The sequence below is a fragment of the Spirosoma foliorum genome (genome assembly GCF_014117325.1).
GTDB lineage: Bacteria > Bacteroidota > Bacteroidia > Cytophagales > Spirosomataceae > Spirosoma > Spirosoma foliorum.
In genome coordinates, this window is sequence record NZ_CP059732.1 from 3,966,869 (window position 1) to 3,989,514 (window position 22,646).

Sequence of the window (22,646 nt, forward strand, 5' to 3'; positions counted from 1 at the left end):
CAGGCTCTTTCTTTACAAATTTACTGAAGTACTGGTTACCCAGGAACCGGCGAAAAAATTATTCCGCAGCAGGTGCTTCTTCAGCAGGAGCAGCATCTTCTGCAGGAGCTTCTTCAGCTACTGGAGTTTCTGCAACAGGCTCTTCTACTTTGTTTTTCTTAGCAATAGCTTCAGCGCGAGCTTCGTTCACCTTTTTCTCCGCTTCTAAACGAGCAGCGCGATCTTGCTCTTTCGATTGCGATTTGGTTTCAGCAGCACCGGTTTTACGGCCTTGTTTTTCTTCTTGCCAGGTCGTGAATTTCGCATCGGCCTGTTCTTGTGTGATAGCACCTTTGTTCACACCCACCTGAAGGTGCTTGCGATACATGATGCCTTCGTGCGACAATACCGAACGCGCGGTATCAGTCGGCTGAGCACCAACCATGAGCCAGTAAACAGCCCGCTCCGACTTCAATACAACAGTCGAAGGGTCAGTGTTGGGATTGTACGAACCGATTTTTTCAATGAAACGGCCATCGCGAGGAGAGGTTGACTCTGCAATCACGATATCGTAAATCGCTCTTCTTTTGCGTCCACGACGCGCTAAACGAATTTTAACACTCATTTGTGCTTGATTGGTTTTGATGGGAGACGCATCCCCCCTGTAAAACGTGGCCGCAAAGGTACGAAAAAAGTTTCAGGTTTCAAGTTCAATGTTTTAAGTTTAAATGTCTGACGATCAAATAAACCTGAAACACGGAACCTGAAACCTGAAACGTTTAAAAACCCTTTTCAACACGAGTCTATAAGCCGGGTTCTGTCCTCCCACAAGCGTGGAATGGCTTATCATTTATCTGGGATGGTCGTCACCGGCCACCTCGTTCGACCTACCCGCGTCGGCATCTGGATCGTCCCGGATGGGATTTCTCCAGAACGGGAACGAGCCGCCCCACGTCCGACGCTTATTTGGTCTTTCAGCCCCTAAGGTTTATCCTGCCCCACCGGTCGCCCGTTGGGCGGTAGGCTCTTACCCCACCTTTTCACCCTTACCAAGGTTGAGTTGTAAAGTTGTAAGGTTAACGAGTTATAAAGTTTATTGCTGTGCTAATAAAACTTTACAACTTTCCGACTGAACAACTCTACAACTCAAATCTGGCGGTATATTTTCTGTGACACTGGCTGTCGAATGGTCGTTCCCAACCATCCTCCTTCCCGTTAGGAAGTAGGGTGCCCTATGCTGCCCGGACTTTCCTCGCCCAATTGCTCAGACGCGATAAGCCAACTCGTATTGATCAGGGACCACAAAGGTAGCTAAAAACAAAGACTCCCGGCATCAGTAGTTTCCTACTGCCAACCGGGAGTCTTTTTACAAAATAGCGTACTAAATCTAGTTAGTCTTCGGATTTTTTGTGGCGGCACTACCCGCTACTGGTGGGTTATACGCGATTTCGTTATCCGGTACATCCCAATAATCCAGGTATCCATAGGAGATAGTTGCATTTGTGCTAACAACCCCCGTGCGGCTAAGTGCCACCGCTTTCGTACGACCGGTTTCCAGAAGACCCCAGCGACGAGCATCGTAGAACGACAAGGCCCGGAATAATAAGCCAATCCGACGCTCCCGACGTAGTTCTTCTTTGGCTGCGTCAAGCGACAGACTCGTTCCGGCAACAGCGGTTAAACCAGCGCCCTGTGCTTTACGAACTTCATCGATTAGAGCCAGACCTTCTTCTATTTTGCTCGTGTAAATCAGTGCTTCGGCTTTCATTAACTGGTTCTCTTCGTACGAGCTAGCCAGGTATAATTCGTAGCCACCTGCATTCGTATTTGAATACGTGATAACAGACGCACTACCTTCTGAGCCAGATGCGCCCCGGTTAATCAGGTTAAACCGGGTAAAGAATGCGTTACCACGAGACGTTTCACCGATGTAAGGCGAACTACGTTGCACGAAGTTATTAGAGAACCGCAGGTCACCTGTTTTAAAATCCTGAATCAGGCGCTCAGAGATTTTATAGGTGTTGTTAGCGCCTGTTGTTTTTGCAGAAACAGTGCCTGCCGTTGGCGATAGGAAATCGCCAGCAGCGTTGGAACGCCCTGTAAAAACAAGGTCAGAAGCCAGGATACCGCTATTGGTAAGTGTCAGAATGCTGGCCCACTGAGCATCAGTCATGGCGCTAACCCGTGTATTTACCAGTATATTCCGGGCTTTCATCGTGTTGATGTTACGCACCCACATAGCTGGCGTCAGGATGCCACCTTTACCAACCCGGTTGAAACTAGGAATCAAGCCCGTCATTGTAGCGGTATAATCGGCGCTGGCCGTTAAGCTTCCCAGAATTGTAGCAGCAGCATCAAAGTTTTTATTCGACTCAGCAATGATCGCTTCTTTCGTTACATAATTGCCGTTGGTACCGTTCAGTACTTCGCCATTTGCCTTATCGTTGATAATGCCAGCGTAATACATCGAGCCAATGTGTGAATAGGCATAGCCTTTCCACCAGTAAGCCCAGGCTTTCAGGACACCTTTTTTCGTATCGGCCTCACCCGAAAAGGTCGTTGCATCAATGTTCGCCAATAGGGTATTAGCCGCATTGTTCAGGTTGTACATATACGCCCACTCGTAATAGGTGGAGTTCTGGAAACCTGTCGAGTTAACGTTAGCCGTAATGCGCAGAAAATCGATCTGTTTGCTGGGTGAATTTGGGTTGACCAATATGGTACCGTCGTCGAGCGTAACCTGATTGGGTGCGCCGATCTGGTTAATAAAGACGTTGGCAATGTCGGTTCCGATTACGTCACCCATCAATTCATGATTGCCAATAGCGCCCGACCAGAAATAGCCCGGAACACCATCGTAATATTTTACGTCCCTGAACCCGGTAATGTAGAAGCCTTCACCAAACGAGATCAGACCCGTTTCGGTTTTCAAGGCTGGCGAAGAGGGCTGGTTAGGGTTCTGAACGTCCAGTTGTTCTTTACAGGACGCCATAAACCCGGAGAAGACCAGCGTTAAGGCATATATTTTTAACTTATTCATACGATCAGTTTTTTACGATGGGGTTCCCTTAAAATCCGAAGTTTAAAGCAGCCTGATACGACCTGAAGTTTGGCATCGTGCTGTGGTCAGTTCCACGGTCCCAGGCCGAGTTGGATGTTCCTGAGCTAATTTCAGGATCGAAACCGGTGTACTTGGTGAGTGTCCAGAGGTTACGGCCCGACAGAACCAGTTGAAGACGTTTAACCGCTGGAATCTTGAACACTTTAGCAAAATCAACACCGATAGAGATGTTTCTCAGGCGCAGGAACGAAGCATCTTCGTAGAAGTAATCTTTCGTACCATTGGCTGTGCGTTGCGCATAAACACCCCGATAGAAAGCCGTCCAGGCACCCGTTTGTCCATCAATTGTGAATGGGTTGGCATATTCACTGTGGATACCATCGCGATACATCCACTCTTTGGTTTGGTTGTACAGGTGATTCCCGTTAACCCAGTCAAACTGAACGCCGAAAGTCAGGAAGTTTTTGAACGTTACATCGTTGATGAACGACATATTGAATTTCGGGTTTGGATCACCAAAACTGAATTTGTCGGCCGTAAAGTAAGGCTGCTTGGTGGCTTTGTTCACCACATAGCCATTGCTGGCCAGGGTGTATTGCTCTTGTTCAGCTACTGGGATAAATGGGTTACCGTTCGCATCGCGAGCATCAACACTGTGCAGGGATTTGTAGCCGTACAACTGACCAATTTTTTCACCGGCTTTCAACACATAGTTTGTGCTACCAGCGTTCGACGTAACCACGATCGGCGCATCACCCCGAACAGCAAGTATTTGAGAGCTTTGTTTACCGAAGTTGATGGTCGTATTCCATTTGAAATTAGAACCCTGATAAACCGTTGAGTTCAACGACATCTGAAGACCATTCGATCCTAATGTAAAGGCGTTATCCGTCAATTTACCCAAACCAACCGAAGGAGCCACATCTACCTGATAGATAGCGTCTTTCGTTTTCCGATCCCAATAAGTAGCCGATAAAGCAATGGCATTTAACCAGCTGCTACCCTTGAATAAACTGAATACCATGTCGGTACCAATTTCCAATTCTTCCGACACCTCTACCCCCAGAGCTGGGTTACTTTGTTGGTTAGCATAATAGAACGCCGTTGTGTTCCCTACCGTTGATGGTGTAATGGTCACGTATCGGTCAAAAGGCTGAGGCTGAATACCCGCTTGTCCATAAGCCGCCCGTAGCTTTAACTCAGGCAGGAAGGAGTTGACGGGGCTATTTTGCCAGAATTTAAGCGAAGAAATACGTAAGTAAGCGTCGCCACGTGGGAAGGTAAATGGCTTGGAACCCTGCCCAAATGCCGACGAATAATCGCTTCGGAAACCGCCCGAAATACCCGCAAATTCACCGATTTCAAACCGTTGGTTCACTAGGTAACCGTACGTAATGAAAGGCTCTACGTAATCCCGATACACACGCCACGAGGTTGTGTTAGCTGCATTGTAAGGACTATACGCAGCAGGTAAACCAATAGACGCAACGGTATATTCTTTCACCTTGCTGTTACGCCAGTCAAACAACGCCTGCGTAGTCGATTTGATTGGCAGGTTCAGGTGGAAATCTTCTTTAAAATCAAACGTAGCCGTAGCTGTAGCCAGGAAGTTCTGGAACACTTTACTATTTACATACTTCGTCAGATCACCTGTATTCGTAGTGTTGTAATTAGAAATATAGTTCGTAGAGCCCTGGGTTAACCAATATTTGTTGTTCGCATTATTGGCCTGGTTAGCGTATTCCAGATCACGGTTTTGGGTCTGGAAGTTAAGACCGTATTTCAGGTCCAGGTCTACATATTTCGGAAACTTATAGTTCAGGTTGAAGTTCTGAATGATGTCAACCTTATTGTCGTTGTTCCGGGTATAAGCCTGCCGATACGATGGGTTCGACGCGTTGATACCAATCGTCTGGTTCATGTTCAGCGGAATAGACCCATCTGTAGTTCTCAGATCAAAATCAGCTAATGGATAGGCATTCAACAAGTTGTACAGAATAGTCCGGTCCGATGATTTCAGGGTACTCCTCGTGTACGCTAACTGTGTGATCGAACGTAACGTCAATCCTTTTGCCAGTTGCGCACCAATGTTAGCGGATAAGTTACTCCGATCCCAATAGCCATTATCCCGAATGTTACTTTCCTGATGGCTGTTCGATGCCGATATGCCGAAGTCAGCTTTCGGACCTCCGCCCGTAATAGCGACACTGTTGTTGATCGTATTCGCCGGTTTGAAGAAATACGAGAAGTGATCGTGATATTGCAGGTTGGCGTCGTAAGGCTTGCTATTGGTAGCGGTCGGATCTGTCGAGTTATACTGTACGTTTTCCGAATAAATCCCATTCACAGCATCATACACGATTGGCTTACCCGACGAACCGATGATATTGTTACTGGCATCGGTAGCAAACGCGTGGAATTTCGCCTTGCTCACGCCACCATTATTTAAATACGTATTCTCAGCAATGCTGGACGAGAAATCGATGTTCATCGTGCCATTCTTACCTTTTTTGGTAAACAACTGAATAACCCCGTTAGCACCCTGCGCACCATAAATAGTAGCGGCAGCTGCACCCTGAACTACCTCAACGCGTTCAATTGAGTTTAAGTCAATGGTTTGCAGGCTGGTAGCTCCCATCTGAATCCCATCGATCAGGATCATTGGTTGCGTACCCCGGTTGATGGTATTGATACCCCGTAGCAGAATGTTTACGTCGGCACCCGGTGTACCACTCCGGCTGGTGATCTGCGCACCTGGAATTTTACCGATCAGCGCCTGGTCGACGGAAGCAGATGGCGTTTGGGGTAAATCTTTGCCAGAAACCGATTCAACCGATATGGCAATCTTCCGTTTATCGGTAGCAACCCCTACCCCAGTTACCACAATCTCAGCGAGTTGCTTCGTGTCGGTAGCTAATTTAACATTCACTACTGAGCTAGCCCCCAGTTCAACTTCCTTCGTTGCCATCCCAATGAAGGAGAACACTAATGTACTTTTTGCAGGAACAGCAATTGAATAGCCACCACCCGCATCTGTAACCGCCCCCACTGTGGTTCCCTTCACAACGACCGATACGCCTGGGAGTGAGCTACCGTCTTCGGCAGACGTTACTGTACCTGTAATTTTCCGTTCCTGAGCCCAGGAGACTGCCAGCGTTGAGCACATCAAGAAGAGGCTCAGCAGTATAGTTTTCCTCATATACAAGTTAGTGTTGATTAAGTTAATACCATGCTAGGTTATAGTACTTAGCTATGATCATTCGACAAAACTATATTCCCGATGATTCAATTCAAAATTTCGTATTAAAAATATTATATAAATATCCGCATCGGCATTTATTTACACAACAAAATATAATTCTGAATTATGCACACTATTGAACTATAGTTCCAATAAATTAAGTAATAATGAAATTATAAATCATATTATTACAATATAAACTAATCATCAAATCAATTAAATATCAAATTCTATAATCGTCTATTATTAGTATAGTACAAATTTAATCATTATTTAACCTTGATATCAAAACACAGTATTTTTAAGTATAAACACTCAAAAAATTTCGATTTTACATTCACAACCAAAGAATTAATGGCATTTTAACAAGATTTTAACCTTTAAATTTAATTTTCACAAAACAACCTTAGATTATATGTATTTTCATATAAATGACAGAATTTAATAGTACCATTTAACTAGATTTATATTTAGCGAAGTAGTACGGAAACAAAAAACGCGGGCCAGGATTTGGTTATCGTGGGTATCCCCTTCGATTAACCAGACCCTGGCCCGCGTTTATAGAGGCCAAATGACACTTGTATTTCCTATTGCGGAGTTATTGCAATCCCTCCACTTTTACATCAAGCCGTCCGTGAGCATTTACAACGGCTAACATGGCCGTTGGAGTCAAATAAACCTGATCAGGCCTGATTTCATCAATCTGCCCATTGATAACGACCCCTTTGGCCAACTGATTATTTTTGAGCTGCTGCTGCAAGAGTTTCTGCATGTCGGCAATCTGAGAACCAACCGGGATGGTAAGTTGCTTTTCGAGTGTTCGGGCAAAGGTGCCTTTCAATAACCAACTTGCCGATTGTGCCAGTATGTTTTTCGTATCTAAATCAAAGTGCAGATCTTTTAACGAGATCGTTTGATCGTGGGCATCGTAGTAAGGGCGTCCGCGCAGATAAATATCGCCATTGATCGTTCCTTTCAAGCCGGCCTTTATAATCAAGTTCTCATTTTGCCCATACAAGTCGATGCTGGTGATTGTAACATGATAGCGGTTTTCATTGAATGAAAATGATTTTCCGACAAACTCTTCAGCGGCAATCTTAGCCACTTCCGGATACGTCGCTTCGCTCAATAAACCAATCTGAAAATCATCCTTTACCTGAGATACCACCGTTAAATCGGGCAATGATACCGCCGGATGAACTTCTGGTTTGGCCCCGGTAGTTGTCAGCGTAAACCCTTCAATACCAATCGTAGCCCGAATAATTCGCCCTTCGAAACGCAAAGGCGTAATGAGGACCCGTTTAGGAACAACCTGTAGATAAGTCCGGTATTTTTCAGATAACAGATAAGGCTCACGAAGGGTATTCCAGACTTTCAGGACAGGGGTTCGGATGTCTACATTCCGGCGCACCTGCTGATCGATTGTTTTAGTAATAGTGCCTAAATTTTTGTCGATCATTCGGCTCACGAAGTTCGTAATCGGAATATTTACACCCACAACGCTCACCGTTGGCTTACGCACCCAGCCGTAGCCATCGGCCTGTGTTTGGGTATGAACCGACCAATCTTTATCGAGGTCAAATTTGGTTTTGAACCGAAGATCAATCTCAAATTCGGTTTCCTTATACTGCGTAAAACCCAATACTGATACACCAGCTTTCACCCAGATGCGCAACGGAACTGTGAAATGAAACAGGCTGTCCTCCGCCGTCACGAGAATAGTACCGCGTTTCCAGACTTTCGTCATGAATTGATCACGGTTATTGTCTTCCAGGCTATTATCCTCGTAAATCAGACCATTGACCTGCGCATTGATCTGTCGCTCAACATCACCCAATGCAATGGACACAGGAACGTGGACGGTCGATAAAAAGCGTTCATTTCGGACTTCCATTTCAGTGATGTTATAGGCTTCTTTAGGTGCTTTGGGATTTAATCGATTGCTGGCTGGCTGACCGCAACTTAACAGAAAAAAACAGAAACACAGGGATAGCCCGTACAGAAACAGAGGCCGAGGAATAGCAGGCGCAAGGCAAGAGCCTTGCGCCGTCCAACTATTTAAGCGTAACCTTCGTGGCGCCATAGCCAAATTTCTGTTTCTGAGCGTCTTCAAAGAATTTAACATTGGCGTGCTGCCCCAATCGCTTGTGAAGTTCTGTTCGTAGAGACCCGCTTCCAACCCCATGAATAAACGTAATGTCACGCATGCCGCTCGCAATAGCGTTTTCGAGGGTTTTCTCGAATGTATCCAATTGGAGTTTTAGCAGATCGGCGGGCGTACGATTGCCTGGACCTTTGGGCAAAAGCTCTTCGACATGTAAATCCACAACGGCAGTAGGTCGGTCAATGGAAACATTCGTCGGTTCTGCTTTCGACTTGAACATTTCAGCTTTCAACTCATCAGGCCGGATAGTCGTTGGCTTCGGCTGTTGACTCGCAGGAGTCGGCTGTTCTACAGCCTCAGCATCCAACTGCGTCAGAAAACCGGGCTGATTTAGAACAGGCACGGTTGTTTTGCTTTTGAACAGCGTGGTTGCGCGAGCTTTAAATCGCTTCATTAATGGTTGTCGTAACGAGGACTTTCCAGCCCGGAACCACAACCCCTGTACAACAAACGTTGGCCATTCTTCAAATTTGGCGTGGGCATACAGGTCATTCATTTTCTGCTGCGACTTGGGTTTCAACAAACCACTGTGCAGTCCACGAAATTGTACTCCTCCCCCAACACCAGCCGACTCTTCGCCTAATGTATACGGAAACTCCCAGTCGGTATTATTGATGAGGTGTAGCGTATATTCTCGATCATTGACTGGAACAAACGCCAGATAAATACCCTGATTCGACAGAATGACTGGCGCAGCAGGCGTCACCGTTTTTTGTGGCTCATAAATACTCGGCTTCAGCAACCGTTCAGCTTCCATCGGCGAAACCAGCACCAGCTCTGACCGCATCACCGGAATGCGGAATCCGTCTTCAATTTCAATTTCAATCATGTTGCCCGGCAAAAACCGCGACACCACTCCCTGTTCTTTTGCCCGGAGAAGCCGGACTTTATCCCCAATATTCATAATAGTCATTAGTCACGAGTCGATAGTCGTCAGTTTTAGGAGTCATTTACCAGTGACTCTTGACTGACGATTATCGACTACTACTTATAAAATGCCAAAAGTATAACGCAGATAGTCAAAAATCCCTTCCATCAATTTTATAAATCATTTCAGCAGCTTATCTACCCTTCGTTATAGAAAACCTAGATAGAGTTAAAAACACTGATTCAAGTAATAATAAGTCGAGAGATAAACGGCGATTTTATTGCTCAATCTGCTAAAATGGCCTATTTTGACCAATTGCGCACCAAACGCTATGAAAGATACAGTTACAATTAAAGGAATTGCCCGACAGTTAGCGATATCACCTTCTACCGTTTCCAGAGCACTTCAAGACAATCCACGCATTAGTCAAAAAACCCGCGAAGCCGTTCAGAAACTCGCTACCCGGCTGAAATACTGTCCTAACACAACCGCCCGTAATCTACAACGGGGTAAAACGGGTGTGTTTGCTGTAGTGTTACCAGAAATTCGGGAAAACTTTTTTTCGGAAGTTATTAACGGGGTGGAGGAGTTGGTTTTTGCCAATCAGTACACCGTTGCGTTGTACCAATCGCACGATCTGTTTGAGCGGGAGAAACAAATTCTGGCCGTGCTGGCCGCCAATCAGGTGGAAGGGGTTTTGCTATCTGTGGCTAAAGAATCGGAAAACTTCCAGCATGTACAGGATTTGATTGATCGGGGGATTCCTGTGGTACTTTTTGATCGAATTCCGCCTAAGATAGAAACGCATCAGGTCGGCTGTGCTATCGAAAAGGGGGCTTATGAAGCAACGAAATGGTTAGCCGTTCAGGGATTCAAACGAATTGCCCTTCTGAATGGACCGCACCCATTGGTATCCAGCGAAGAACGCTATCGTGGCTATATCAAGGCGCTCCTTGAAGATAACTTGCCTATAGAAAATGCCCTGGTTAAGCGGGTTGACTTAACCACGCAGGATATTACGGAGAAAATGACGCAACTATTAACCTCTGCGACCCCACCCGATGCCGTACTGGCATTTAACGATTATGTAGCGCTGGATGCAATAAAAGTCTGTCGAGAGTATGGTCTTCAGATAAATAAGGATATTTCGTTCGTTAGTTTTTCCAATTTGCCGCTTACCGCCTATTTAGAAAACCCACCTTTAGCGTCAATCGAACAATATCCCTACCAGATTGGCCGTAAGGCTGCGGAAATCTTATTATCAGTCACCAATCAGGATATGGATCTTCATGGAAAGCGATTTCATCAGATAATGCTCCAACCAGAACTGGTTGTCAGAAACTTGAGGGGTTGATTGTTAGTCAGGTGTGGTTAAGGATTGTCAGGTTTGGTCAAGTATTGCTGACTACTACCTGACTATTCTTGACTAAACCTGACAATCCTTGACCAAACCTGACTAACAATCAACCAAGCCTGCCTAACTATCCAACAGCCCATTGTTGTCTTTCAACGCTACACCTGTTATCTGCAATCGGAAAGCTGAATCGATAAGATACATAAGTTTATCCACAGCTAGTTCTGGCGGCAACCCTAGGTCGCGAATGTTCGACACACAATTTCGACGTTCGTCGGTAAGACCGGGCTGGGGGTCGTAGGTAATATATGCACCCATGCTATCGAACGCACTCAAGCCGGGTCGTTCACCTATCAAAATGATGGCCAATCGGGGACGAAGAATTCCACCAATAGCATCGGTAATGGCTACCCGCCCTTGCTCAACCAGTACCAGAGGAGCCAGCGAATACCCAGCCAGACGGGCTTTTTCGACTAACCTATTGACGACAGGGCTAGTGTATTTATTAATCGCGGTTGCCGATAACCCATCGGCAATGATAATACTAATGTCAGCAGGAGCGGCATTAAGTTGGCGAAGTTTATCCGCAGAATGGCTGGCCAATAAACGGCCCAGATCTGGCCGTTGCAAATAAATATCCCGGTTTTCCGCCTGACTTTGTAGATGGTGAATAGGTAGGCCCGTTTTTTCCAGATCAGCCTGTAAACCAGCCAAATTCAGATGAGAATAAACGGCGTCTTTTGCATGGGCGTGCGCCATTTTGAATTGAAGCGACTCCTTCAGCGGAATAGAAATACCAGTTTTACCAAGTGCAATTCGGGCATTCGTATACGCCTTGAGTGGCTCCCATTCGTCAGGCTCTATCCCTATTTTTTTTATGTCGCTCATGCGGAAAATCAGGGGGATGGAGTACGGGGCAGGGGCTCAGGGCAGTACTTTTCCCAGCTCCAGGCACCCTGCTCCTCGCTAATTACCCCACCAAAGTCGTATAAAGTTGTTTTTGTAATCCTGTTGATAATCGATTGCCTACCGAATCCATGATACCTTGCCGTAACAGCCATTCTTCAAATTCGGGGGCTGGTCGCAGGCCAAGTACCCGACGAAGATACAAGGCATCGTGGAATGATGTCGACTGATAGTTCAGCATAATATCATCGGCACCCGGAATTCCCATAATGAAATTAATGCCCGCTACGCCCAGAAGCGTCAGCAGTGTATCCATGTCATCCTGATCGGCCTGTGCGTGGTTAGTGTAGCAAATGTCCATGCCCATTGGCAAGCCCATCAGTTTCCCACAAAAATGATCTTCAAGGCCAGCCCGGATAATCTGTTTTCCATCGAACAGATATTCGGGCCCAATGAACCCAACCACCGAATTAACCAGGAATGGATTGTACTGTCGGGCAACGGCATACGCTCGAACTTCGCAGGTTTGCTGGTCAACGTTATGATGTGCTCCGGATGATAGAGCACTCCCCTGGCCAGTTTCAAAATACATGATATTGTTGCCAACCGTACCCCGTTTCAGCGACAAACCGGCCTCGTAAGCTTCCTGCAACAATGGTAGGCTGACGCCAAAACTGGCATTGGCTTTTTCGGTACCGGCAATAGATTGAAAAACCAGATCGACGGGCACATTCTGTTCAATAAGCTCCAGTGTTGTTGTGATATGGCTTAATACACAACTCTGAGTTGGGATAGCAAAGCGTTCCCGTACCCCATCGATCATGTGTAACAAGCGCGACGTTGCCGCCGGACTGTCGGTTGCGGGGTTGATACCAATTGTGGCATCTCCACTTCCGTAAAGCAATCCATCGATAATACTGGCGGCAACTCCCTTAGCATCGTCGGTGGGGTGATTGGGTTGCAGACGAACGGACAAATGTCCCCGTAAGCCCAGCGTATTTCTGAATCGGGTGACGACTTCGCACTTTTTCGAGACCAGAATCAGATCCTGATTCCGCATCAATTTCGATACAGCAGCCACCATTTCGGGGGTAAGGCCACCAGCAATTTGTTGGAGTGTTATGGTATCAGCATCGTCGCTCAATAACCAATCCCGCAAATCACCTACCGTAAAATGGCTGATAAGTGAAAAAGCGGCTTTGTTGTGTGTGTCGATAATCAGGCGGGTAACATCATCTGTCTCATAAGGAATGACAACCTCACTCAGAAAGGTCACTAACGGCACATCGGCCAGTGTCATTTGAGCAGCCACCCGTTCTTCGTAGCTTTCAGCCGTCAACCCAGCCAGTACATCTCCCGACCGCAATGGACTCGCTTTGGCAAGCAGTTCCTTCAGGTCGTTGAACCTATACCTGAAATTGCCGATAGTGCAATGATAGTCCATGATTAATAATGATTTACCTCACCCCAACCCCTCTCCTTATTTCAAGGAGAGGGGCTAAAGACAGAAGTCGACTTACATTCTCGCTTGGTTTTGCCGAGTGAGGAATATTATAGGGAGAGCCTTCTCCCCTCTCCTGTTTTCAGGGGAGGGGCCGGGGGTGGGGTAACTCCCATTCCTCTTTTATTTTCCGATACCGACCTGATACATAAAATAAACCCATAACAGCCACTAAACCGCAAAAAAACAACAAGCTCAACCAGCTGTAAAAATAGATCATCGCACACAGGGCTACGAGTGCCAGCAAGAGTGCAATGGCAGGAACAACCGGATAAAATGGCGCCTTGAACGGTCGCAACATCGTAGGCTGACTCTGCCTCAGTTTGAACAACGACAACATGCTAATGACGTAAACAACTACAGCACCAATCGTTGACAGAACAACCAACTTACTTGTATCCAACGCAATAAGCGCCACAATACCAAAGATCGCTCCGACCAGTAAAGCCCAATAAGGGACCTGACGGGTTTTACTCACCCCTGAAAGAGCATGCGGTAAATAACCGCTGCGTGCCAACGCGAAAATCTGCCGGGAATAGCTTATGATAATCCCATGAAACGAAGCAATCAAACCAAACAAACCAACGCTGGCAAAGAATTTGGTTAGTGGATTTTGTCGCCCGAGTACAATCGCAATGGCCTCGGGCATCGGATAATCGAGATGGTCTAGTTTTTCCCATTCGGTAATGCCGCCCACGCTGACCATGACGGTTAGAGCCAGAAAAGCAAGGGTCAATACGGCTGAGATGTAACCTTTGGCAATGGCATTACTGCCCTCTTTTACCTCTTCGGCAACCATAGCGATGCCTTCCAGACAGACAAACAGCCAAATGGCAAACGGCAACGCAGCAAACACGCCCGGCCAACCAAAGGGCATCGGATTGTGCATGAACGTATCCAGGCTGGTATGCGGATACACAACGCCGATAAAAAGCAGTAATTCACCGATAGCAATGATTGTCATTATCAGTGAAAACCAGGCCGCTTCTTTTATCCCCAATAGATTGATAACCGTGAAAACCACAAACGACGCAACCGAACACCAGACTACCGGAATCGAAGGGTATAGAAAGTGAACATAACTCCCGAGGGCCAAACCAATAGCGGGCGTGGCAAACAGAAATTCAATCAGCGTTGCGTAACCTGCCACCAACGCTCCGAGCGGGCCAAATGCCTGCAACGCATAAGCGAACGGCCCACCCGCGTTTGGTATGGCCGTAGTTAGCTCGGTAAAACTGAAAATAAATGTGAAATAGAGTACTGTAATAATGAGTGTAGCGATCAGCAGACCCACCGTACCGGCTACACCCCAGCCATAATTCCAGCCAAAATATTCACCGGATATAACGAGTCCTACCCCGATAGCCCACAAGTGAATAGGCTTTAACGCTTTTTTTAGTGCCGGTGGGTTTTCTGTCATTGTTGGATTCTATCTGGCGCGAGTATTTACTCGTGCCTATTATAAAGGCCAGCATTCGCTGGCGCAATGAATGTCTGACTTATACGCCAGCGAATGCTGGCCTTTATAATAGGCACGAGTAAATACTCGCGCCATTCAGAGCAGTTCAACTGATAACCATTCCCATCAAGGGATCGCTATAACCAACCTTACCCGTCTCGACACGGCCAGCATATCGTTGTTCGAAGTTATCAACTCCGGCAACTTTTACACTGAAATCATACCAGTTGTGGCTATTTTTTAGGTTCATCACAATGGTCTGCTGGGCACCTTTCGTCCCCGACTTATCCAACGTTTTCTGCTCTCCTTTTGCATGGTAAGCATTATCGGTAAGCTGGACAACATGAGAACGTTGCGGGTCTAGGTTCTTGAGTTTCACCAGCACATTACCCGTTAGTTGCTTTTTAGCATCTCGTTCATAAGCGCATGAAATTTCGATAGCCGGGTTATTCGCGGCTCCTTTGAATTCGCGCAGGAACCCGTTTGGCCCATATGCACAGAGATGGTAAGGCCCATCCAATGACCAGGAGCCACTGAGCTGATCGCCAGCGACAACGGTGTATGACCGAATTTTCACATCATCAGGTAGAACCTGATAAACCTGAAAAGGAGCGCCCAGTGCTCGTTTGCCAAAAGCTTCGTTTTTAGCCGCTAACGTTAGGGTGAATTGCTTTCCACTGGTGTGGCCATCAACATATAATTCGTAGGGCAAGGCATTGGCGAGACGTATTCCTTTTTCCTGCGTAGGTATATGCGAAGAAGCTACCGGGTTCTGATTGATCTCCCGAATTTCATCCGCACTAAATGCTTTGTAACCACTAGGTACGGGTTTAAACTGCGCCTTATGTATGCTCTCGATAAAGGCTTCTTTGGCAACAAATTCAGGCAGTTTGATCTTCTCACCCTGATAGGGTCGGAAGGCGGAAGTTAGGTCACCACAAACAGTCCGGCGCCACGCGCTGATGTTAGGTTCTTCGACTTTCTGGCTTTTTTTATGACTCAGAAACTTCTCCAGAAATTGAAGCGTAGACGTATGATCGAACACTTCCGAGCACACAAATCCACCCCGACTCCAGGGCGATGCAATTACCAGGGGTACCCGGAAGCCTAGCCCAATTGGCCCGGTTCGGCCTTTATTGGGGCGTTTATCCTCCTGCTCCTTGGTAACAAACTCCAAGCGTGTATCAATGCCTTTGCTGGTTAAACCGGTTTCTGGCTGATCGGGATGGGCTGGAACGAACGGTGGAACGTGGTCGAAATAGCCATCGTTTTCGTCGTAGGCCAGTATGAAAATCGTCTTTTTCCAGACATCCGGATTCTGGGTCAGGATATCCATCACCTCCGAAATATACCAGGCACCATACCAGGGGGCTCCGGGGTGATCGGAAAAGTTTTCGGGAGCCACCAGCCAGGAAACGGTAGGCAGCTTCTTGTTTTTTACATCAACGCGAAACTGATGCAATACATCGCCTTTCGGTACTTCCAATTTGCGCTCAACACTACCATCCTGATACGTTTTTGTGGTTAGCGTCCGATAATCAGGATCGTTTACGTTAGTGGTAAATGCCTTTTCGTGTAGATTCTTTTCCCGTTGCGACAGCTTCTTGTAGGCTTCGGGCGTATATTTCACCAAATCAGCTTTGACGATTTTCTGCCACTCCTGCTGATTAGCCAAGTCCCGTTTCGTATGAACGTAGTCCTTATCGGTTTCGGGCAGAGCTTTCAATTTGGCCTCCAACGCCTGAATACGTTCGGGAAGAGCTTTCTCTTCCTTCTGAATAAAGGGATAGTAAGCCGGATGGAAACGAACCTGGTGCTGCGAAAACCACTCGATTGGGTTATCGGTGAAGTTACTTAGCCATTCGTCCTGCTTGCCCTGAAGTCCGGTCGATAAACTGATCTCATTCTGGTAAATCCGCCAGGAAATCCCGAGGTCTTCCAGTCGTTCAGGGAACGTGGTCCAATCAACTTCCGAATCGTAATCTACATTTTCGTTGCGTACGTTAGCCATTGCCTTCGGATCGCGCGGATCGCGAAGAGCCCCCGTCCAGAAGTATAATCGGTTCGGTGTGGTTCCCGTTAGCGACGAGCAGAAATTCTGATCACACACCGTAAAGGCATCGGCCAGCGCGTAATAAAACGGAAGGTCTTCTCGGTTGTAGTACCCCATTGTGAGGGGCATTTTCGCGTATTCTTTATTGCCCGATTTCTTGGCATCCAGCCACTTATCCTGCTTCCCTCCGTTGCGGGCATCGACCTGATTTTCCCAGGAATGCGGCAACGAACTCATCCAGGTAGCTTTCGTATCCTTCAGATTTAGTCGAAACGGAGCGTAAGTTTCATTCGCTGCGTTGGTTTGCAGCCAGACTTTGTTTTTGTTCGGCAGATTAATCGCTCGGGGATCGTTGAACCCCCGGACGCCCTGAAGCATGCCGTATGTATGATCGAACGAGCGGTTTTCCTGCATCAAAATAACCACATGTTCAGCATCCAGATAGGTGGTGCCGGGGTGTGGATCAATCGCAAACGCTTTTTGAATCGACTCGGGAAGGATGCCCGATAAACCCGTTGAGAGTAAAGCTGCTTTTTTAAGAAAATCCCGTCTGGAATCCATACTAGTCAGTAACTGTTTATCAAGATACGATTAAAGGTCCAAAAAGTACCCGTTTTTACCGATTCTTTATTCAGTAATTGATGATTTAATAATAAGGCGCTGGCGCGATTTGAACCCGTGGCAGTGAATACTGACGAAATGAAAAGGCACGGGTTCAAACCCGCGCCAGTCATTTCAAGATTTATTACTTCAAAATCCACATTTGCTCATTGGTGTTGTCATTGCCATTATACTGATTGGTCAGTGCCAGCTTTACGTTCGTACCGTTGTAATCCAGTTCACTTTGCGGATATAGCCAGCGCACGGGCAGCTTATTACCCGGTACGTTCATGTTTGACGCCGGATTAACCGGAAAAACAGGATAGCCTGTCCGACGATTTTCGAAGAATGCATTGTACTGAGCCTGTAAAAACGTACTCAGGAATTGCTGCGTAATTATCTGCTCAATCTGCTGCTCTGACGTACCCGCTAATTTCACTTTATCCGATGCCACATAGCTGCTGATGTAATCGGCAGTGATTGGCATGTTATGGTGATAAGCCGGATCGTTGGGCGTGTTATCCATCACAAACTTCATAGCTGCCGTAATACCGTCTGTATAATAGGCCGCTGCCGTTGTCCCCGAAATCCACCCCCGAACGGTTGCCTCAGCCAGTATAAACTTTAACTGCGCATAGCTTAGTAAATAAACGGGTTCGCTGGCGGGCAATTCCATGTAGCGGCTATTGACGTTCGAGAAATCTTTAGTCGCATAGATTTTACTTACGTCAGCGTAAACCATCGACGGATCAGTGCCGATGTAAGCCGTCGGGTCATTAACCGCTTTGCCTTTCGCTAGTTGCACAGTCGATGGGTTCGCATAATAATACAACCGACGGTCGTCCAGCGCTTTTAGCTTATCGGTTAATGTGCTCGAGACCATCGTGTAGATCATCGCCTGATTATTCAGTTTATAAAACGGATACCGTTGACTCGCTTTGTCGGAATAAACCAGCTGAAAATTATCGGCGTTACTTGTAAAAACAGGCCGATTATTGACAATATCTTTAAACCGCTCCGTTACTTTCAGGTCGGTATCGCTGGTTTTCTTATACAGATTGAGCAACACCTGTAACTCAAACGTATTGACCAGTTTACGCCACTTCGTAACATTACCCGCGTAAACAGGATCTCCATCGAACGTTGCCCCTTGAGCGAACAATTTATCGGCTTCGTCCAACTCATTTAAGATACCCTGAAACACCTGCTTCTGGGTGTCATAGGTTGGCGCCACATTATTACTTTCGCCCTTCAACGCGTTGCTGTAAGGAATATCACCCACCCGCATCGTTAGGTTGAAGAACTTCCAGGCCCGCACAAAATGCCCGAGTGCCGTGTACGAGTTTTTCACCGAACCCGCTACGGAGTAATTCAGCATTTTCTCCACGTTCGTCAGCACGGGCAGTACGTCATAACTGGTACGGCCCAGGTTGTTGTACTGCATATCCTCCGCAAACTCGGTGTAAAGGATCGTTTTACCCAGCATACCCGGCTGCATAAACGTTTTATTGGTACTGATTGTCTCGTCCGTAATATTCAGAATGAGCTTAGTTGCCAACATGGGTGCGGTAGCATTTACAGCCGCGTCGGGGTTGGCGTTTAATTCATCGAAATGGGAACAGCTGGTCGATGCTATCATCAACAGCCCAGCGAGTATACAGTGTTTATAAGTCGTTTTCATTCGAAAGGCGTTGATCATGATTAAAACGTAAGTTGAATATTAGCCCCTACGTAGCGAACCGAAGGCGAGGTAAGCTGGGTGTCATCGGCTTTGTCTGGATCAGCAAAGCGGAATGCTTTCGCCCACATCAGCACGTTCTGTCCCGTTAGTGAAATACTGGCCGTACGGGCACCAATGCGGCTGGCAAATGCGCTGGGAAGCGTATAACCAATCGAGACCTCGCGTAGCTTCAGGAAGGTCGCATTGGTTACGCCCCGTGTGCCATCGCCGTAGGTACGGGCATAGCTTTGGTACGATACTTTAATATCATTCGGAGCAAATTCACGGGTATCGCTGGTAACCTGACCGAGGTTATCGTACGTGATGGTTCCGCCCGTAACTTTCACACCCTGACCCACATACGATTTATTGCCGTTCACCACCTCATCGTAACGCCACTGGTTGTCGCTGTCTGGGTGCGAACCGGTATCCCACATTTTGTAGGAGCTATAGTTGTTCAATAGACCGCCAACGCGTCCGTCGAAGCTCAGGCCAAGTGTGAAATTGTTCCATTTAAAATTGTTGGCCAGGCCCCAGATAAACTTAGGGTCGGTATAGCCATACAGGTAGTTGTAATTGCTGGCCAGCGGCAAACCACTAGCCTGGTGAACTAAATTGCCCGAGCGGTCGGTAACCCAGGTCCGGCCCGTATAGGTGTCGGTTCGTCCACCGGGTATGGTCCATAGGTTAACGGCTGAGTAAACGGGGTCAAGGTCTTTAAAGTACCGGTGATTGAAGGAATAATTGGCAACTGCATTCCACTGGAAACTACCCGTCTTGACTAACATAGCGTCCAGACTTACTTCTACACCCTTGCGAATGTAGCTTTGGCCCGTGTTGATGAGGGTAGATGTGAAGCCGGATGCTGATGAGACCGTGGCACTCGTCTGAATGTTATAGTTGTACTTATTGAAGTAAGCTACATCGAGCTTAAATCGTTTGCCCAGGAAGTAAGCCGACGTACCAATCTCCCAGGTACGGTTGGTTTCCGGATTCACCGCGCTGTTCCGAATGGTTGTTGGGTAGGTTGCCGAGTTGAAGTTGTCCCAATCAGCCGTTGTGGTCGAATAGGTTTGGTTGTTGGCAAATACGCCCAAGTCGGTTTTAGAGAGCGTCCAGGAACCCCGGATTTTCCAGAAATCAATACCAGTAGGCATCTTAAGGAATTCGCTCATCACTATGCTCCCCCCGGCCGATGGGTAGAAGTACGAACGTGAACTCTGCGGCATGGTCGAACTCCAGTCATTTCGGGCGGTTACATCCAGAAAGAGCGCATTCATATAGCCGAGCGTTAGCTTACCATATACACTGTTGACCTGTTTTCTCCCATAAGGCGTACCATCAGTAATTGTAAAGAGTGACGCTTGTGTACTTGGGTTCGGGTTAACGACTACGTCAGGCCGTTCGATTGAGTTATTCAGCGAATAATAGCCCGGTACCACAATCCCTCCGCGAGTGGAACTGTAGAGTTCCTTGTTGCCATAGGTATAAATTGTTCCGCCTGCCAGCGCATCGATATCCAGCTTGCCAACGGATTTGTTGTAGGTCAACAAGGCATCGCCATTGAAACTATAGCCATTCCGTTGATCGATTGAATACATCCCATTGGCTGTCCAGCCACGAGTCGACAGGATATTGGGCGGATTGCGTCGGGTCTCATTATTGAAGAACATATCAAACCCCGGACGAACAATGATTTTGGCGCCTGGAAACACTTCATACGTAGCCGTCAGATTGGTGTTTACTTTATTCTGCTCGATGCCGTTCAGTTTTTCGTACGCCATCAGGTATGGGTTATCATACCAGGCCTTGTAATGCCAGTTTTGCTGTACGTTCGGCGTTAGCCAGTAGTTATCCTTGTAGAGACTCAGGTCATATTCAGGTCCCATCCAGATCAGGATATTGTAGATGTAGCCCTGCGCGGAATAACCTGATCCCGAGATTTGAGGGGCTGTTTTCCGGTTGTACCCCATCTGGCTCGACAACGTGAATTTGTTCCCGACCTTCATTTCGCCCGAAACGGAGAAATTCATCGCATTGGATTTCAAATTCGGGAATTGGCCTTTGTTATAAATATGGTTCAGCGAAACCCGGAAGCTCCCATTCTCTCCACTTTGTGAGATGCTCACAGTGTTGTTTGTGATACCGCCCGGTACCAGGAAATCCTGAAAATTGTTCTTGCCACGCGAGGCCAACTCCATGTCTTCCATCTGTTTAGAGATTGGATTCCACTGCATGGCCCGTTTGCCAATATCCAGTTTGGCCCCCCATACATAGTCGGTTGGGTCATATACGCCACCCAGACCAGCGCTGTACGAATGCTGCACTTCTGGCAACATCAGGAACCCCGCATTAACCATGTTGTTGGAGTTGACTGTTACCGTTAGCCCCTTCGAACCAGCTCCGCGTTTGGTTGTCACAATAACGGCACCGCTCCCCCCACGCGAACCGTATAAAGCCGCAGCCGTTGGTCCTTTCAGGACGTCGATACTTTCGATATCATCCTGCGGAATGTTCCCGATCGTCATGTTCCCATAGGGCACGCCATCGATCACCAACAAAGGCGTTTCACCCCGGAGTAAGAGTGATGGCGCTTCGTTGAATTCAGTACTATTTTTAATCCAAAGCCCGGCCACCTTACCCGTTAACGATGTAGCCGCGTTCACACCTTTCACGGTTTGCAGGGTAGCACCTGATACTTTCTGAACAGCATAACCCAGGGAGCGTTCTTCACGCTTCACCCCCAGAGCCGTTACCACAACTTCGTCGAGCTGCTTCTGGTCGTCGGCCATTGTTACGTTGATCTCTGTGCGATTACCAACGATTTCTTCTTTGTTCACATAGCCAATGAATGAAAAGACCAGTACATCCGCAGCACCCGCTACGTTGATTCGATATCTACCCTGCGCATCAGTAGTTGCGCCACGGGTGGTGCCTTTGATCGTTACGTTTACGCCCGGCAGAGGGATATTCCCTTTTACATCATTGACAACACCCGTAATGGTAATGTCGGCTGGCGTTTCAGCCCTATTGACTACTACCGAATTGGCCATCTTGATTGTACCGGCGTACGTCGAGTAAAATGTCAGGCAGGTGAGGAGAATCAGCAACGGAATGCGGAAGCTCCTTGCGAACATGAGGGATGATCTACAGTCTTGTAGAGAGTGTACCATATGCAGGTTGTACAGTTAGTTAGAAAATAGGAAGACTACAAATTGATGGGTACGTTGAGGCCGTTAATGAATGTCGCTAGGTGCTCAGCACAACGAGAAAACCATCTGCCGATATGCAACCAGATTTGTTAACATTTGCTTAACATTCAAGTTAAAACAAGATTAAAGCTAGGGAGATAAGGCTCCGGACTCAACAGAAAATTTGGGGGAAGGCCTGCTCACTGGTCGAGAATCGGCTGTGCAAACGTTTGCAATACCCTAGACAAACGTTTGCACAGAATTGTAGTTTTTATTATAAATCTGCCTATTTACTTATATTAAATACCGATATTTCTGCTTTTTAAATTATTAAATTTTAATAAAATGTCCTTTATAGAAATAATATTAAATCAATAATTACTTAACATAAACGTAAACGGTATCAACTAGTAAGCGTTACGATTGCCTACAAGTCGGACTTTTAGGTTTACTAAGCGAGTGATGTGGGCTGAGCCTTGAGCAGTCGTAACTTGTACTGAAAGTTTTTCAAATCATTTCGCCATACTTTCGGCTTTATAGGCTATACAC

Annotated in this window: 12 protein-coding genes and 1 other RNA gene; 1 reads left to right on the forward strand and 12 read right to left on the reverse strand. The window is 47.0% G+C overall.

The genetic code is table 11. The annotated features are described in order from the left end of the window. Positions 1-58 precede the first annotated feature (58 nt). From H3H32_RS16985 to H3H32_RS17010, 6 genes are all read right to left on the reverse strand, one after another. On the reverse strand, positions 59-604 hold the full coding sequence (locus H3H32_RS16985) for a 30S ribosomal protein S16 (protein WP_182463846.1): 546 nt from the start codon (positions 602-604) through the stop codon (positions 59-61). 165 nt (positions 605-769) lie between these two features. Beyond that, an RNA gene (gene rnpB, locus H3H32_RS16990) (RNase P RNA component class A) lies at positions 770-1,269 on the reverse strand. Positions 1,270-1,366: 97 nt separating this feature from the next. Continuing rightward, positions 1,367-3,019, reverse strand: coding sequence for a RagB/SusD family nutrient uptake outer membrane protein (locus H3H32_RS16995; RefSeq protein ID WP_182463847.1), 1,653 nt, complete (start codon positions 3,017-3,019; stop codon positions 1,367-1,369). A gap of 28 nt (positions 3,020-3,047) precedes the next feature. After that, the gene (locus tag H3H32_RS17000) at positions 3,048-6,239 is read right to left on the reverse strand and encodes a SusC/RagA family TonB-linked outer membrane protein (protein ID WP_182463849.1); all 3,192 of its coding nucleotides are present in this window, start codon (positions 6,237-6,239) and stop codon (positions 3,048-3,050) included. Positions 6,240-6,879: 640 nt separating this feature from the next. Then, complete coding sequence (locus H3H32_RS17005) at positions 6,880-8,364, reverse strand: DUF4403 family protein (RefSeq protein WP_182463850.1); 1,485 nt, start codon at positions 8,362-8,364, stop codon at positions 6,880-6,882. Further along, positions 8,336-9,349: a Smr/MutS family protein gene (locus tag H3H32_RS17010; RefSeq protein ID WP_182464372.1), complete on the reverse strand. Its 1,014-nt coding sequence runs from the start codon at positions 9,347-9,349 to the stop codon at positions 8,336-8,338. Before H3H32_RS17010 ends, H3H32_RS17005 begins: the two co-directional genes overlap by 29 nt. Positions 9,350-9,644: 295 nt before the next feature. Between H3H32_RS17010 and H3H32_RS17015 the strand changes: the two genes are divergently transcribed. Beyond that, positions 9,645-10,667 (forward strand): LacI family DNA-binding transcriptional regulator, encoded by a 1,023-nt coding sequence (locus H3H32_RS17015; RefSeq protein ID WP_182463852.1) that lies wholly within the window; start codon positions 9,645-9,647, stop codon positions 10,665-10,667. Between the two features lie 123 nt (positions 10,668-10,790). Here the strand turns inward: H3H32_RS17015 and eutC are convergent, their stop codons facing one another. From eutC to H3H32_RS17045, 6 genes are all read right to left on the reverse strand, one after another. Next, positions 10,791-11,555, reverse strand: coding sequence for an ethanolamine ammonia-lyase subunit EutC (eutC, locus tag H3H32_RS17020; RefSeq protein ID WP_182463854.1), 765 nt, complete (start codon positions 11,553-11,555; stop codon positions 10,791-10,793). An 82-nt stretch (positions 11,556-11,637) separates the two neighbouring features. Then, a complete protein-coding gene (locus tag H3H32_RS17025) occupies positions 11,638-13,017 on the reverse strand; it encodes an ethanolamine ammonia-lyase subunit EutB (protein WP_182463856.1) in 1,380 nt (459 codons plus the stop codon). A gap of 139 nt (positions 13,018-13,156) precedes the next feature. Continuing rightward, positions 13,157-14,494 (reverse strand): ethanolamine permease, encoded by a 1,338-nt coding sequence (gene eat / locus H3H32_RS17030; RefSeq protein ID WP_182463858.1) that lies wholly within the window; start codon positions 14,492-14,494, stop codon positions 13,157-13,159. A 145-nt stretch (positions 14,495-14,639) separates the two neighbouring features. Next, positions 14,640-17,147: a phosphocholine-specific phospholipase C gene (locus tag H3H32_RS17035; RefSeq protein ID WP_182463859.1), complete on the reverse strand. Its 2,508-nt coding sequence runs from the start codon at positions 17,145-17,147 to the stop codon at positions 14,640-14,642. 184 nt (positions 17,148-17,331) lie between these two features. Further along, complete coding sequence (locus H3H32_RS17040; RefSeq protein ID WP_240543796.1) at positions 17,332-18,885, reverse strand: SusD/RagB family nutrient-binding outer membrane lipoprotein; 1,554 nt, start codon at positions 18,883-18,885, stop codon at positions 17,332-17,334. A 2-nt stretch (positions 18,886-18,887) separates the two neighbouring features. Next, positions 18,888-22,043, reverse strand: coding sequence for a SusC/RagA family TonB-linked outer membrane protein (locus tag H3H32_RS17045; protein WP_182463860.1), 3,156 nt, complete (start codon positions 22,041-22,043; stop codon positions 18,888-18,890). Positions 22,044-22,646: the final 603 nt, after the last annotated feature.

Excerpts from the sequence above, each read along its gene's own strand:
- H3H32_RS16985 (WP_182463846.1), bottom strand. The coding sequence starts at position 604 with ATGAGTGTTAAAATTCGTTTAGCGCGTCGTGGACGCAAAAGAAGAGCG.
- H3H32_RS16995 (WP_182463847.1), bottom strand. The coding sequence starts at position 3,019 with ATGAATAAGTTAAAAATATATGCCTTAACGCTGGTCTTCTCCGGGTTT.
- H3H32_RS17000 (WP_182463849.1), bottom strand. The coding sequence starts at position 6,239 with ATGAGGAAAACTATACTGCTGAGCCTCTTCTTGATGTGCTCAACGCTG.
- H3H32_RS17005 (WP_182463850.1), bottom strand. The coding sequence starts at position 8,364 with ATGGCGCCACGAAGGTTACGCTTAAATAGTTGGACGGCGCAAGGCTCT.
- H3H32_RS17010 (WP_182464372.1), bottom strand. The coding sequence starts at position 9,349 with ATGAATATTGGGGATAAAGTCCGGCTTCTCCGGGCAAAAGAACAGGGA.
- H3H32_RS17015 (WP_182463852.1), top strand. The coding sequence starts at position 9,645 with ATGAAAGATACAGTTACAATTAAAGGAATTGCCCGACAGTTAGCGATA.
- eutC (WP_182463854.1), bottom strand. The coding sequence starts at position 11,555 with ATGAGCGACATAAAAAAAATAGGGATAGAGCCTGACGAATGGGAGCCA.
- H3H32_RS17025 (WP_182463856.1), bottom strand. The coding sequence starts at position 13,017 with ATGGACTATCATTGCACTATCGGCAATTTCAGGTATAGGTTCAACGAC.
- eat (WP_182463858.1), bottom strand. The coding sequence starts at position 14,494 with ATGACAGAAAACCCACCGGCACTAAAAAAAGCGTTAAAGCCTATTCAC.
- H3H32_RS17035 (WP_182463859.1), bottom strand. The coding sequence starts at position 17,147 with ATGGATTCCAGACGGGATTTTCTTAAAAAAGCAGCTTTACTCTCAACG.
- H3H32_RS17040 (WP_240543796.1), bottom strand. The coding sequence starts at position 18,885 with ATGATCAACGCCTTTCGAATGAAAACGACTTATAAACACTGTATACTC.
- H3H32_RS17045 (WP_182463860.1), bottom strand. The coding sequence starts at position 22,043 with ATGTTCGCAAGGAGCTTCCGCATTCCGTTGCTGATTCTCCTCACCTGC.